Annotated in this window: 9 protein-coding genes; 3 read left to right on the top strand and 6 right to left on the bottom strand. The window is 70.5% G+C overall.

Annotation, left to right across the window (positions count from 1 at the left end; genetic code table 11):
• Positions 1 to 7: 7 nt before the first annotated feature.
• Together ACFYOV_RS08825 and ngcE are read right to left on the bottom strand one after the other, a co-directional pair.
• Positions 8 to 937, bottom strand: coding sequence for a carbohydrate ABC transporter permease (locus tag ACFYOV_RS08825; protein ID WP_389084641.1), 930 nt, complete (start codon positions 935 to 937; stop codon positions 8 to 10).
• Between the two features lie 75 nt (positions 938 to 1,012).
• A complete protein-coding gene (gene ngcE / locus ACFYOV_RS08820) occupies positions 1,013 to 2,485 on the bottom strand; it encodes an N-acetylglucosamine/diacetylchitobiose ABC transporter substrate-binding protein (protein WP_389084638.1) in 1,473 nt (490 codons plus the stop codon).
• 421 nt (positions 2,486 to 2,906) lie between these two features.
• Between ngcE and ACFYOV_RS08815 the strand changes: the two genes are divergently transcribed.
• Positions 2,907 to 6,734 carry a GH92 family glycosyl hydrolase gene (locus tag ACFYOV_RS08815; RefSeq protein ID WP_389084636.1) on the top strand — a complete coding sequence of 1,276 codons (3,828 nt, stop codon included), beginning with the start codon at positions 2,907 to 2,909 and terminating at the stop codon, positions 6,732 to 6,734.
• A gap of 160 nt (positions 6,735 to 6,894) precedes the next feature.
• Positions 6,895 to 7,422 carry a hypothetical protein gene (locus ACFYOV_RS08810; RefSeq protein ID WP_389084634.1) on the top strand — a complete coding sequence of 176 codons (528 nt, stop codon included), beginning with the start codon at positions 6,895 to 6,897 and terminating at the stop codon, positions 7,420 to 7,422.
• A 216-nt stretch (positions 7,423 to 7,638) separates the two neighbouring features.
• Here the strand turns inward: ACFYOV_RS08810 and ACFYOV_RS08805 are convergent, their stop codons facing one another.
• The 3 genes from ACFYOV_RS08805 to ACFYOV_RS08795 all read right to left on the bottom strand — a co-directional run bounded on the left by ACFYOV_RS08805 (position 7,639) and on the right by ACFYOV_RS08795 (position 12,473).
• A complete protein-coding gene (locus ACFYOV_RS08805; protein ID WP_389084632.1) occupies positions 7,639 to 9,114 on the bottom strand; it encodes a caspase family protein in 1,476 nt (491 codons plus the stop codon).
• Positions 9,115 to 9,127: 13 nt separating this feature from the next.
• Positions 9,128 to 9,550, bottom strand: coding sequence for a hypothetical protein (locus tag ACFYOV_RS08800; protein ID WP_389084629.1), 423 nt, complete (start codon positions 9,548 to 9,550; stop codon positions 9,128 to 9,130).
• 127 nt (positions 9,551 to 9,677) lie between these two features.
• Complete coding sequence (locus ACFYOV_RS08795) at positions 9,678 to 12,473, bottom strand: aconitate hydratase (RefSeq protein WP_389084627.1); 2,796 nt, start codon at positions 12,471 to 12,473, stop codon at positions 9,678 to 9,680.
• A 312-nt stretch (positions 12,474 to 12,785) separates the two neighbouring features.
• Between ACFYOV_RS08795 and ACFYOV_RS08790 the strand changes: the two genes are divergently transcribed.
• The gene (locus ACFYOV_RS08790; RefSeq protein ID WP_389084625.1) at positions 12,786 to 13,898 is read left to right on the top strand and encodes an amidohydrolase family protein; all 1,113 of its coding nucleotides are present in this window, start codon (positions 12,786 to 12,788) and stop codon (positions 13,896 to 13,898) included.
• On the opposite strand, the gene ACFYOV_RS08785 is transcribed toward ACFYOV_RS08790, so the two are convergent.
• Complete coding sequence (locus tag ACFYOV_RS08785; protein ID WP_389084623.1) at positions 13,870 to 14,622, bottom strand: DinB family protein; 753 nt, start codon at positions 14,620 to 14,622, stop codon at positions 13,870 to 13,872. The two genes, ACFYOV_RS08790 and ACFYOV_RS08785, sit on opposite strands and share 29 nt — an antisense overlap.
• Between the last annotated feature and the right edge of the window lie 77 nt (positions 14,623 to 14,699).

The following is a 14,699-nucleotide window of genomic DNA, read 5'->3' as shown; positions in this document are numbered from 1 at the left end:
CTCCGCCTCAGAACTCGATGCGCTCGCGACGGGTGGCGCGCAGCATGACCACGGACACGATCAGGGTGAGGAGCAGCATGACCACGCCCATGGCGCAGGCGTAGCCGCTCCTGCCGTACAGCAGGAAGTTGCGCATCATCACGGTCGACATGACCTCGCTGTGGTGGTCGGGGCCGCCGCCGTAGTCACCGGCGGTCATGGTGGAGACGAGGATGAACATGTCCATCGCGGCGATGCCGAGGTAGACCCAGGCGGTCTGCACGGAGTCCCACAGCAGCGGCAGTGTGATGCGGACGAAGGACTGGGCGCGGCCCGCGCCGTCGATCAGCGCGGCCTCGTAGATGTCCCGGGGAATGGACTGCATGGCGGCGGAGAACAGCACCAGGTAGAAACCGACGCCGTGCCAGACGACCACCGCGATCAGGGCCCACAGCACGATGTTCGGCTCGTTGAGCCATTCCACCGGGCTGCCCTCGTCGACCAGGCCCAGCTTGATCAGGACTCCGTTGAGCATGCCGCCGCCGTCGCTGCGGTACACCGCGCCGAAGAGCACCGCCATGATCGCCAGGGAGAGCACCTGGGGAAAGAAATAGATCACCCGGTAGTACTTGGATCCGGCGACCCCCGAGACGCCTCCGGACCGCCCGCGCCCGCCCGCGTTCAGCATGAAGGCGAAGAACAGGGCGAGCAGAATGGTGATCACCGGGATGAACACCAGGAACAGGATGTTGTGCCAGATGGCTCCCATGAAGATGTCGTCCTCGAGCAACGCGGCGTAGTTGTCCAGGCCGACGAACTCGAAGGTCTGCGACTGGCCCTTCCAGTCGGTCAGTGAATAACCGAACGTCTGAATGTACGGCCAGATCACGAAGATCAGATAGAGCGCCACGGGGACGAGGAGAAATCCCGCGACGAACCGGTGCTGCCCTTTGCGCATGGCGTTCCTGCCCCTGGGTGTGGCCGTACCGGGCCGGGATTCCTCCCGGCCCGGAATCCGGTCGGTCGAGCCGGATCAGTCGCGGCGGTTCTTCTTCGAGGCCGGGTCCTTGGCCTGCTTGTCGACGGCGGCCTGGGCCCGTTTCAGCCACTCCTTCGGCTGAATGCGCCTGGCCATCAGCTCGTTGGAGGCGTTCTCGATGGCGGTGCCCATCTCGCTGTACCACTCGGTGTACAGGTAACGGAAGGTGTTGTCACCGGCCGCCTTGGACGCCTCGACGGTGGACTGGGTGCCCGGCCGCAGCCGGACGCCCGAGTCGACGCCGTCCTTGAGGATGGTGAGGGAGTTCGCCTCCTTGGCGAAGATGGTCGACCACTCCTTGGAGAGCATCATCCGCATGAACTCCTTGGCCGCGGGCAGGTTCCCGGCCTTGGCGGGGATGATGAAGGGCTCGCCGGAACCGGCCCGGATCGCCTCGAACGGCAGCGCGCTGCCGGGCAGCAGCGGCATCGGCAGGAACCTCATGTCGAAGTCCGCCGGCGTCGTCTTGAGCTGCTCGTTCTCCAGCCAGGAGCCGCTGGTGATGAAGGCGGCCCTGTACTCGTTCCAGCGGGTCTGCGACTCGGTGTGGGTCAGGCCGTTCGTACCGGGCATCAGATAGCCCTTCTCCACGACCTCGTAGACGGCCTCGATGGCCTCCTGGGCCGCGTCGGAGCCGACGAACGCCTTGGGGTCGAGGTTGTCGATCGCCTTCATGGCGTCCAGACCGCCCTTCTTGGCGATCAGGTCCATGATGGCGACGTTGATGTAGTACGGGTACTTGCCCTGGTGGGCGAGGCCGCCGATGCCCTGGGACTTGGCGTCCTTGCAGATGGCGAGGAAGTCGTCCCAGGTCTTGGGCGGCTCCCAGCCCTTCTCCTCGAAGAGCTTCCCGGAGTACCACAGGCCCCACACCGTGTAGATGTAGTTGAGGGCGACGACCTTGCCCGACTGCATGCCCGAGTCGAGCGTGCCGGGGACGAGGGTGTCGCGAACCTTCTTCGACGGGTCGTCGACGGACGGCGCGTCCAGCACCTCGGCGAGGTCGAGGAGCTGGCCGTTCTTGTGCAGCACGTCGATCGGGATCTGCTGGGCGCCGGAGTCGTCGACGATGTCCGGTGGGTTCCCGGCGTTGAAGCGCGGCTGGAGCTTGCCGGTGATCTCCTGCGTGCCGGTGTGGACGGAGGTGACGCCCCACTTTTTCTTGAAATTCGCCTCCCAGGCCTTGGCGTAGTCGTCCCCGTAACCGCCCTTGAAGATGACGACGTCGAGTTTGCTGCCCTTCTTCACGCCGAACGGGTTGGACTCGGAGGTCTTGCCCTCGTTGTCGCCGGAGTCGTCGTCCCCGCCCCCGCTGGCACACGCGGACAGGAAACCCGTCGCGGATACGGTGACCAGTCCGAGCGCGGCGGACCGCTTGATCAGATCGCGGCGGCCGACGCCAGGGGTGACGGGGCCGCCGGGGGCGGTGCCGTCGGTGCCGGGGTTCTCGAATGAAGTGGATCCCATGCTCAAGTCCTCGCCTTCTCCAGGACTCAGGCGGTGAACCGGATCCTCCCCGGCACCGCGTTCGGGTCAAGCTGGGTCGTGCAGGAAGTGCGGCGGGCGCTGGTCGCGCCGGTGGTGCGGGACGTTCTTCGACAACTCGTCGGTAAGGGTCGGGTGCCGTGAAGAAGCCCCGGAGTGCCGACAGGTATAGTCCACTTCCCGCCGGCGGAGCAAGATCGAATGCAAGGTTCGCCGCGGGTCTTTTCCGAGTTGAGACCTCGCGGAAATACGGGCGGCCGACACGCTCCCCGGCGGAGAATTCCTCGCCGCCGAACAGGAATGCCACACTCAACACTCTTGACAGCACTGGGCACTTGACCCACTACTGGTCCTTGCGCATCGCGGTTGACAACGTTGTCCGGCGCGGGGAGGGTCCGCACGTATGCAGCACAGGGTTGGGCACAGACTTCGGCACAGACTTCGGCGCGGATGGGGAACGGCGGTCGTCACGGCGACCGCCTTGGCTTTGGCCGCGGGGTCCCAGGGCGTCGCGGTGGCGCTGCCCGCGGCACCCGTGAAGGCCGACCGCGAGTTCGCCTCCTCGTTCGAGTCCGGGGACCCCGCCCCCGACTGGGTGAACACCGTCGACACCGCTCCCGACGGCCGGAAGCGGGCGTCGGGAGTCGACGGCGGGAACGGCAACGGCATTCCCGGCGATGTGACCGACCACGTCACGGACGTACGGGCCAGTGCGGAGAACACCGGCGGCGGGGAGGTGAAGGAGAACCTCGTCGACGGCGAGCCGAGCACCAAGTGGCTGACGTTCCAGCCCACCGGCTGGGCCGAGTTCGCCCTGGACGCACCGGTCAGGGCGGTGCGCTACGCGCTCACCTCGGCCAACGACCACGCCGAACGCGACCCGCAGGACTGGACCCTGAAGGGCTCGGTCGACGGCGAGGAGTGGACGACTCTCGACAGCCGTGCGGGCGAGTCCTTCCCGGAGCGCTTCCGGACGAAGATGTACGACATCGACACCTCCGCGGTCGCCGAGTACCGGCACTTCCGTCTGGAGATCACGAGGAACCACGGCGGCGGCATACTCCAGCTCGCCGACGTCCGGTTCTCCACCGGCGGCAGCGACGCTCCCGTGCCGCAGGACATGCTCTCCCTGGTCGACCGCGGCCCGAGCGGTTCCCCGACGGCGAAGGCGGGCGCCGGGTTCACCGGGAAGCGTGCCCTGCGGTACGCCGGCCGCCACCCCGCCGACGGGCGGGCGTACTCCTACAACAAGGTCTTCGACGTCGACGTGGCGGTCGAGCGGAACACCCAACTGTCGTACCGGATCTTCCCGTCGATGGCGGACGGCGACCTCGACTACGACGCCACGAACGTCTCCGTGGACCTGGCCTTCACCGACGGCACGTACCTGAGCGACCTGCACGCCACCGACCTGCACGGCTTCCCGCTGACGCCGCGCGGGCAGGGTGCCTCCAAGGTCCTGTACGTCAATCAGTGGAACAACGTGATCTCCCGGATCGGCTCGGTGGCCGCCGGAAGGACCGTCGACCGGATCCTGGTGGCCTACGACTCCCCCGGGGGTCCGGCGAGGTTCCGGGGCTGGCTGGACGACGTGTCGCTGCGCCGGGTGGCGCCCGAGCGGCCGAAGGCCCATCCGTCCGACTACGTGGTGACCACGCGGGGCACCCACTCCAGCGGCGGTTTCTCGCGCGGGAACAACTTCCCCGCGACCGCGGTGCCACACGGCTTCAACTTCTGGACGCCGGTGACCAACGCGGGCTCGCTGAGCTGGCTGTACGACTACGCGCGCGGCAACAACGCGGACAACCTGCCGACGATCCAGGCGTTCAGCGCGAGCCACGAGCCGAGCCCCTGGATGGGTGACCGGCAGACCTTCCAGGTGATGCCGTCCGTGGCCACCGGCACCCCGGACCTCGGGCGTGAGGCACGGGAGCTGGCCTTCCGGCACGACAACGAGACCGCACGGCCGTACTACTACGGGGTGCGGTTCGAGAACGGCCTGAGGGCCGAGATGGCGCCCACCGACCACGCGGCGGCCCTGCGCTTCACCTTCCCCGGGGACGACGCGAGCGTGCTCTTCGACAACGTCACCGACCAGGCCGGCCTGACACTGGACCAGCGGAGCGGCACGTTCAGCGGCTACTCGGACGTGAAGTCCGGGCTGTCCACGGGGGCGACCCGGCTGTTCGTGTACGGCGAGTTCGACAAGCCGGTCACGGAGGGCTCCGCGAGCGGCGTCAAGGGCCACCTGCGCTTCGACGCGGGCGAGGACCGCCGGGTCACGCTGCGCCTCGCCACCTCGCTGATCGGCGTGGACCAGGCCAAGGACAACCTGCGCCAGGAAATCCCCGAGGACCGCTCCTTCGAGGCCGTGAAGAGGAGCGCCCAGCGGCAGTGGGACGCGCTGCTCGGCAGGGTCGAGGTCGAGGGCGCCACCCCGGACCGGCTGACCACGCTCTACTCCAGCCTGTACCGGCTGTACCTGTACCCGAACTCGGGCTTCGAGAAGGTCGACGGCACCTACAAGTACGCCTCCCCGTTCTCGAAGATGCCCCGGCCCGACACCCCCGCGCACACCGGCGCGGAGGTCGTCGACGGCAAGGTGTACGTCAACAACGGCTTCTGGGACACCTACCGCACCACCTGGCCGGCGTACTCCCTGCTGACCCCGTCCGAGGCCGGTGAGCTGGTCGACGGGTTCGTGCAGCACTACAAGGACGGCGGCTGGACCTCCCGCTGGTCCTCCCCCGGTTACGCCGACCTGATGACCGGCACCTCCTCGGACGTGGCCTTCGCCGACGCCTACGTCAAGGGCGTGGACTTCGACGCGGAGGCGGCCTACGACGCGGCCGTGAAGAACGCCACCGTCGTGCCCCCGTCCTCCGGCGTGGGCCGCAAGGGCATGGCGACCTCGCCGTTCCTCGGCTACACCGGCACGGAGACGCACGAGGGCCTGTCCTGGGCGCTGGAGGGCTGCCTCAACGACTACGGCATCGCGAGGATGGGCGAGGCCCTGTACCGGAAGACCGGCGAGAAGCGCTACCAGGAGGAGTCCGCGTACTTCCTCGACCGCGCCCGGGACTACGTCAACCTGTTCGACTCCGAGGCCGGCTTCTTCCAGGGCCGCGACGCGGCGGGCCACTGGCGCGTGGAGTCGCCGAAGTACGACCCGAGGGTGTGGGGGCACGACTACACCGAGACCAACGGCTGGGGCTACGCCTTCACCGCCCCGCAGGACAGCCGGGGCCTGGCCAACCTCTACGGAGGCCGCGGCGGCCTCGCGGACAAGCTGGACACGTACTTCTCCACCCCGGAGACGGCCTCCCCGCAGTTCGCCGGCTCCTACGGCGGTGTCATCCACGAGATGACCGAGGCCAGGGACGTGCGGATGGGCATGTACGGGCACTCGAACCAGGTGGCCCACCACGCGATCTACATGTACGACGCGGCCGGGCAGCCGTGGAAGGCCCAGAAGAACGTCCGTGAGGTGTTGTCGCGGCTCTACACCGGCAGCGAGATCGGCCAGGGCTACCACGGCGACGAGGACAACGGCGAGCAGTCCGCCTGGTACCTGTTCTCCGCGCTCGGCTTCTACCCGCTGGTCATGGGCAGCGGTGAGTACGCCATCGGCTCCCCGCTGTTCACGAAGGCGACCGTGCACCTGGAGAACGGCCGGAAGCTGGTCGTCGAGGCGCCCGGGAACAGTGCGAAGAACGTGTACGTGCAGGGTCTCAAGGTCAACGGCCGTCCCTGGCACTCCACTTCGCTCCCGCACTCGCTGATCGCCAAGGGTGCGGTCCTCGAGTTCGACATGGGACCGCGCCCGTCGTCGTGGGGCACGGGCAAGGACGCCGCGCCGGTGTCGATCACCCGGGACGACAAGGTGCCCACGCCCCGCGCGGACGTGCTGGAGGGCGAGGGCGCCCTGTTCGACGACACCTCGGCGACCGGTGCCCGGGTGACGGCGGTCGAGCTTCCCGTCAGCGGCGCGACCCGGGCGGTGCAGTACACCCTGACGTCCGGTGACCGCGCCGCGGCACCCACGGGCTGGGTGCTCCAGGGCTCGGCCGACGGCACGACGTGGACGGACCTGGACCGGCGCAGCGGGGAGTCCTTCCGCTGGGACCGGCAGACCCGGGCCTTCTCGGTCGGCGAGCCGGGGACGCACCGCCACCACCGGCTGGTGCTGACCGGCGAGTCGACGCTGACGGAGGTGGAACTGCTGAGCTGACCGTCAGTCATGTCGGTTCGCCGCGAGGCGGGTTCGGGCGTGGCGCGAACCCGCCCTTCGCACGTCACACCGACTCCCCCTCACGTGCCCCGTGCAGCACAATGGGCGCGCCGCCGGCCTCCTTGGGCCGGCGCCGTCCACGGCAGGGGGAGAACGCGGGATGAACCTCGGCAGACGACTCACGGGACTGCTCGCCGGCGCCGCACTGGCGGCGGGAACGGCGCTCTTCGGCGCCGCCGCACCGGCCCAGGCGTACAGCCCGAACCCGGCCGTCAGCACGTACTACCGCGACACCGACACCTGCCCGTGCAGCGGCGGCACGCTCACCGACCCGTTCGACGGCACGTACTTCGCGCACGACGCGGGCGGACTCGCGGTCAAGATGGAGCTGAACGCGTCGGGCTGGTTCGTCGGCAAGGTGGAGTTCCACCCCTACGACGAGAAGCTCTGGGTCTACGACACGCGCAACGACGGCGACGGCTTCGAGGTGACCATCGGCTACTCCTACGGCGGCTCGTACCACGACCTCGGCACCCATGCGGCGCCGGGCACCTCGGAGGTCGTGGACGTGACGGTGAAGGACTTCGACATCCCGGAGGGCGCGTCGGTGGACATCTCCGTCTACGACGGCTCGGGCCGCTCCGACCTGATCGCCGCGGCCCGCGGCACGGGCGCGGCCACCGCGTGACGTGGGCGCGGCCACCGCGTGGCGTGAGCACAGCCGCCGCGTGACGCGGGCGCGCGCCGCCGCGGGCGGACGGGCCGGGAGCGTTCCGACGGCGGGGTCCTCCATGGGAGTGCTCCCGTCCCGTCCTGGAGGGACGGTAGCGCCGAGCGCCGCGGTGGTAGACCGGCCCGAAGGCGAGGACGTGCCCCCGCGGCCGGGCCGGGGACGACGGGCGGTCTAGTGTCCCGTGCCGGAGCCGATCGCGAGGACCAGGCGGTCGAACTCGTCAGCGGCGTTCGGTCCCTCGAAGACCTCGACCACGCGCACCAGCAGGTGGGCGCCGCGCTCCACGTCCAGCGCGGCGCGGACGATCGTCACCACGTCCTCCCGCAGCCCGACGCCCCGCAGGTCGATCCGGCGGTCCAGCTGCTCGGCCAGGAACCCGGCGAAGTGCGTCCGGCCCGCGGCGTCCGCCACGCACGGCAGCCCGCTCAGCCCGTCGGTCAGCTCCAGCAGCGGACGCATCGACGGCGGGGGGTGCGGGGAGCGGTCGTCCGGGTCCAGCAGATCCTGGACGCCCACCGCGGCCCGCCTCCCCTCGAAGAGGGCGACCGTCCAGAGCAGGGTGCGCAGCCCGCCCTCGCGGTTCAGCGCGGCGCGGACGATCGTCACCACGTCCTCCCGCAGCCCGACCCCGCGCAGGTCGACCCGGCGGTCCAGCTCCTCCCCCAGCACCGTGGCGAACTGGGCCCGTCCCGGCGGGGTGGCCATGCACGACAGCCCCGTCAGTGCCTCGGTGAGCGGGAGCAGCAGGCGCATGCCGTGCGAGCGGTCGCCGCCGCGCGGCCCGGGCGGGGCGGGGGTGGCCGCCCGGGACGGGGCGGGGCGGGGGACGGCAGGAGGGGGGCGGGGGACGGTGGGAGGGGGGCCGGGGCGGGTGTCCGTCGCGGGCAGGGGCGCGGTGGGGGGCGGGTGCTGGACCGAGCGCGCGATCACGACCCGGTGCTCCAGTTCGGCCCACATCTGCGGGCGCTGGCCGGGCCCGCCGGTCTGCAACGACTCGTACACGTGGTCGTAGAGGTCGTGCACACTGATCATGCCGTCGCGGTCGCGGTCCGCCTCGCCCGAGGCGAGGCCGCTGATGACGGCTCCGGTGAAGCGGGAGGGCCTCGGGTCGAGTTCGTCGAGCCGCTCGCCCTCCCAGGCGTATTCGGTGCGGTTGGTCGCGGTGAGCACCGCGCGGCCGTGGCCGGCGAGTCCGTCCCTGACGTGGACCGCGGTGTCGCCCTTGGCGCCGGGCAGGAAGGCGCCGCTGTAGCAGCAGTCGAGGAGCAGGACGATCGAGCGCGCCCGGCAGCGGCGCATCTGGGTGTGCAGGAAGGCGGCGGGCACGGACGTGGAGGCGAGCAGTTCGCGGTCGGTGTCGATGGTGGCGAAGTGCAGTTCGCCGTCGTCGTCCTTGATGCCGTGGCAGGACAGGTGGAGCAGGAGCAGGTCGTCCCGACGGCGGTCCCGGAAGAAGCCCTCGACGGCGCGGGTGACCTCGTGCTGGCGGCCGTCGACGACCATGTCGACCTCGAAGTCGCCGATCCGCGGGTCCTCGAGCACCCGCGCCAGTCCGTGGGCGTCGTGGGCGGGCGAGCGCAACCGCCTCAGGTCCGGGCTGTCGTAGCGGCCCGTCGCGACGAGCAGGGCGAAGCGGCCTGCGGACACGGTCGTCGCTCCCTCAGTCCTCCGGCGTGCCGGCCGTGGCGTCGTCGGCGTCCTCGGGGGACGGGGTGTGGGCGGCCAGGAAGGCGTCGATGAGCCGCTGCTGGTCGGCGGAGGAGACCGCCTCCAGTTCCAGGGTGTCCTCGCCGAGGGAGATGCTGACCGTGCGGACCGGGCGGTTCTCGATCCAGGTCTGCACGAGACCCAGCACCGATCGCAGCGCGAGGGGGGCCATGGTCACGACGAGGGCACCGAGGGCGATCGCGTCCACCGGCTTGGCACCGTCGGGGATATGGCCCGAGCGGTCCAGCGCGACGTCGTCGACGTCCAGTTCGAGCAGCCGCTCGCGCAGCCGGAGGGTCAGCCGGCCGAGCTCCTCCTGGTCGCTGTCCTCGCGTCCGGCCAGGACGAGTTGCATCCGCTGCGTGCCGCGACTCACCGCCACCCCCGTCACTTGGTGATGTCCCCAGCCTACAACGGGGGCGGGAGGCGGGGCGGTGTCGCGAAGGCGGCGGGCCGCATCCCAGTCGCCGGGGATGCGGCCCTCACGTGCCTTACCTCTCCGCTCAGTTGCGGATGAGGTTGCGCAGCACGTACTGCATGATGCCGCCGTTGCGGTAGTAGTCGGCCTCACCAGGGGTGTCGATGCGGACGACCGCGTCGAACTCGACGCCCGTGTCGGTGGTGACCTTGACCGTGCGCGGGGTGCGGCCCTCGTTCAGCTCCGTGACGCCGGCGATGGAGAAGGTCTCCTCGCCGGTCAGGCCGAGGGACTGCGCCGAGGCGCCTTCGGGGAACTGGAGCGGGAGCACGCCCATGCCGATGAGGTTGGAGCGGTGGATGCGCTCGTAGGACTCGGCGATGACGGCCTTGACGCCGAGGAGCGCGGTGCCCTTGGCCGCCCAGTCGCGGGACGAGCCGGAGCCGTACTCCTTGCCGGCCAGGACGACCAGCGGGATGCCGGCGGCCTGGTAGTTCTGCGAGGCGTCGTAGATGAAGGAGACCGGGCCGCCGTCCTGGGTGAAGTCGCGGGTGTAGCCGCCCTCGGTGCCCGGCGCGATCTCGTTGCGCAGGCGGATGTTGGCGAACGTGCCGCGGATCATGACCTCGTGGTTGCCCCGGCGGGAGCCGTAGGAGTTGAAGTCACGACGCTCCACACCGTGCTCGGTGAGGTACTTGCCGGCCGGGGTGTCGGCCTTGATGGCGCCGGCCGGGGAGATGTGGTCGGTCGTGACCGAGTCGCCCAGCTTGGCCAGCACCCGGGCGCCGGTGATGTCCTCGACCGGGGCGGGGTCCATCTGCATGCCCTCGAAGTACGGGGGCTTGCGGACGTAGGTGGACTGCGGGTCCCACTCGAAGGTGTTGCCGGTCGGGATCGGCAGCGCCTGCCACTGGGCGTCGCCCGCGAAGACGTCGCTGTAGGACTTGGAGAACATGTCCTCGCCGATGGCGTTGGCGACGACGTCGTTGACCTCGGCCTCGGAGGGCCAGATGTCCTTGAGGTGGACGGGGTTGCCGTCCTGGTCGGTGCCGAGGGCGTCCTTGGTGATGTCCACCTTCATGGAGCCCGCGATCGCGTAGGCGACGACCAGCGGCGGGGACGCCAAGTAGTTCATCTTGACGTCGGGGTTGATGCGGCCCTCGAAGTTCCGGTTGCCGGAGAGGACCGAGGTGACGGCGAGGTCGTGGTCGTTGACGGCCTTGGAGACCTCCTCCGGCAGCGGGCCGGAGTTGCCGATGCAGGTGGTGCAGCCGTAACCGACCAGGTTGAAGCCGACCTTGTCGAGGTACGGGGTCAGGCCCGCCTTGTCGAAGTAGTCGGTGACGACCTTCGAACCCGGGGCGAGGGTGGTCTTGACCCAGGGCTTGCGGGTCAGGCCCTTCTCGACCGCCTTCTTGGCCACCAGGGCGGCGGCGACCATGACGTACGGGTTGGAGGTGTTGGTGCAGGAGGTGATGGCCGCGACGGTGACCGCGCCGTGGTCGATCTCGTACGTCGAGCCGTCGGGGGCGGTGACGGTGACCGGGTTCGACGGGACGGCGGCACCGGTGCCGTCGGCGTGATGCGGGGCGCCGGCGCCGTTGTCCTCGTGGCCGTAGGCCGGGGCGTCGGAGGCCGGGAAGGACTCGGCGCTCGCCTCGTCCACCGGGGAGGCGGCGGTGCCGGCCTGCGCGGTCGGCGTCTCGACGTAGTTGAGGACGTCCTTGGCGAACTGCTGGGCGGCCTCGGCCAGGACGATGCGGTCCTGCGGGCGCTTCGGGCCGGCGATGGACGGGACGACCGTGGAGAGGTCCAGCTCGAGCTTCTCGGAGAAGTCCGGCTCGGCCTTCGGGTCCAGCCAGAGGCCCTGCTCCTTGGCGTACGCCTCGACGAGCGCGACCTGCTGCTCGCTGCGGCCGGTGAGCTTGAGGTAGTTCAGGGTCTCGTCGTCGATCGGGAAGATCGCGGCGGTGGAGCCGAACTCCGGGGACATGTTGCCGATGGTGGCGCGGTTGGCGAGGCTGGTGGCGGCCACGCCCTCGCCGTAGAACTCGACGAACTTGCCGACGACACCGTGCTTGCGCAGCATCTCGGTGATGGTCAGCACCAGGTCGGTGGCGGTGGTGCCGGTGGGCAGCTCGCCGGTCAGCTTGAAGCCGACGACGCGCGGGATCAGCATGGAGACCGGCTGGCCGAGCATGGCGGCCTCGGCCTCGATGCCGCCGACGCCCCAGCCGAGGACGCCGAGGCCGTTGACCATGGTGGTGTGCGAGTCGGTGCCGACCAGGGTGTCCGGGTAGGCCTTGCCGTCGCGCACCATCACGACGCGCGCCAGGTGCTCGATGTTCACCTGGTGGACGATTCCGGTGCCGGGCGGGACGACCTTGAACTCGTCGAACGCGGTCTGGCCCCAGCGCAGGAACTGGTAGCGCTCCTTGTTGCGGCCGTACTCCAGCTCGACGTTCTGCTGGAAGGCGTCGTTGCTGCCGAACTTGTCGGCGATGACGGAGTGGTCGATCACCAGCTCGGCCGGGGCCAGCGGGTTGATCTTCGCCGGGTCGCCGCCCAGCTCCTTGACGGCCTCGCGCATGGTGGCGAGGTCCACGACACAGGGCACGCCGGTGAAGTCCTGCATGATCACGCGGGCCGGCGTGAACTGGATCTCCTGCGACGGCTGGGCCTGGGAGTCCCAGGAGCCGAGCGCGCGGATGTGGTCGGCGGTGATGTTCGCGCCGTCCTCGGTGCGGAGCAGGTTCTCCAGCAGCACCTTCAGGCTGTAGGGAAGGCGCGCGAAGCCCTCGACCTTGTCCAACCGGAAGATCTCGTACGACTCGTCGCCCACCTGCAGCGTGCTGCGGGCGTCGAAGCTGTTCGCCGACACGACAGTCTCCTTCATTGATGTGCGCGTATCACCACGATCCTGCCGCCACGGCTCTGGACCGATCCGCTGAGGTAAGGCTAAGTTAGGTAACCCTTACCGGGGTGGCGGCTGCGGTGCACCTCGGCAGATATCTCGATGTCGAGATAACTCTAGTACACGGGCGCCGAATGGTCATGCCCGGGTTTCGTGTGTCCCGGCCCGTGGACGCGGCCCTCCGGGCGGTCCGGTGAACCTTCGGTGCGCTCGGGGCGTCCCAGGGGTCGGTGCGTCGGCGGATCGGTGCGTCGGCGGGATCAGTCGGTCGGTGGGTCGATGGATCAGCCGATCAGCGGATCGACGTCGGAATCGGTGAGGGCGAACGCTTCGAGGGGGCGGGCCGTGGTGCTGCGGGTGCGGGGCGTCGTACTGCCGGAGCGGGAGGAGCGGTCCTTCTGGATCGACGAGGACAGACTGCGCACCGAGCCGGTGCCGGACGCGGAGACCGTCGTCGACGGCGGCTGGCTGCTGCCCGGACTGGTCGACGTGCACACCCATCCGGGCACCGAGGCCCTGGACGCGCCCTTCAGCGACGACACCCTGCGCCGGCACCTCACCGACCACCGCGACGCCGGTGTGCTGCTGGTCCGGACACCCGGGTCGGCCGCCCGCATCCCGGGGTGGGTGCACGAGGACGCGGAGCTGCCCCGGGTCCACCCGGGTGGACGCTGGCTGGCCACCCCCGGCCGTTTCCTTCCCGGCTTCGGGCGGGACGTGAGCGAGGCCGAACTGGCACGGGCGGCGGTCGAGGAGGCCACAGCGTCCTCGGGCTGGTGCAAAGTCGTCGCCGACTGGAGGTACGACGAACCGGCGCTGTCCGTGGAGGTGCTCACCGGCGTCGTCCGGGCCGTGCACGCGGCGGGCGGCCGGGTGGCGGCGCACTGCCAGACCGCCGAGGGCAGCCGCAACGCGGTCCTGGCGGGCGTCGACAGCCTGGAGCACGGCATGCACCTGGATCCCGGGCTGATCGACCGGATGGCCGCCCAGGGCACCGCGTTCGTCCCGACGCTCGCCGTCTTCGGCGCCGGCGCCGGGGCGAGGCGCTCCGAGGAGCCGAGTGGCCGCCGAGACTGGTGGCTGGCCGGCTGGGACGCCCTGCTGCCCACCGTCCGGGCCGCGCACGAGGCCGGCGTGACCGTGCTGGCGGGCACCGACAGTTTTCCCTGCGGAACGGTCATGTCGGAGGTGGAATGGCTGGCCCGTGCGGGCCTGCCCCCCGAGACGGCGCTGGGCGCGGCGTCCTGGACGGCCAGGTCGTGGCTCGGCCTGCCGGGTCTGACCGACGGCGGCCCCGCCGACCTCGTCGCCTACGACACCGACCCGACCCTCCCCCCCTCGGCACGGGCCCACCCGAGCCGCATCATCCTGCGGGGGCGGGTGGTGGCGTGAGCCCGCGGCCCGGCTCCACGGAGATGGCCGGCGGCCGGTGCCCGCGCGTGAGCCCCGCCCCCGCCCGACGGGTGTGTGTGCGGACCGGGTCCGGTTGCTGCCGCGGGACGGGTTCCGGGCATGATGTCCGGCCCCGGCGGCAGGTGCGTGCGAAGCCTGGGGCCTGGTACTGGAGCCGGTGGCCGAGCCTGGCACCGGAGCCGGTGGCCGCGCTCGGAACCTGAAGCCGGTGGCTGGGCCCTGGCGTCCGGGACCCCCTGCTCACAATGCCGGTCGCACCGTCGACGCGTTCGCGCAGGAGGTCGGCGTGGCCGTTGTGGCAGGCGTACTCCTCGATCATGTGGATGAGGACCCAGCGCAGGGAGACCGTGCCGCGCCAGGAGTCCCGGCCCCCGACGTCGAGGTGGGGGATTTCGGTGCAGAAGTGCTCGGCGTACGCCACCTCCGCCCGCCATGACGCCCACGACGCGTCGACCGTCGCCGGATGATTGGCCGCGCCATCGAAGTCGCCATCGGGGTCGTCCGGGGAGGTGGAGAGGGCGGGCGCGTCATGGTCGGCCAGGACCCGGCGGAACCACCTGCGTTCCACGTCGGCCAGGTGCCGCACCAGGCCGATCAGGAACAGCGCGGACGGCTCGGCCGACCGCAGCCCCACGTCGTCCCCCAGCCCCGCGCACTTCATCTCCAGCGTGGCTCGCTGGGCCGCCGACGCGTCCAGCAGCAACGTCCGTTCGCCCCCGGTGGCGTGACCGCGGAACGCTCCTTGCTGCCCTGCGCGCCGAACAGCTCCGCTCGTCGACG

It is taken from the genome of Streptomyces sp. NPDC005931, assembly GCF_042871235.1.
Lineage (GTDB): Bacteria > Actinomycetota > Actinomycetes > Streptomycetales > Streptomycetaceae > Streptomyces.
The sequence above is the reverse complement of the archived record's forward strand: the minus strand, read 5'-3'. Positions and strand labels throughout refer to the sequence as shown.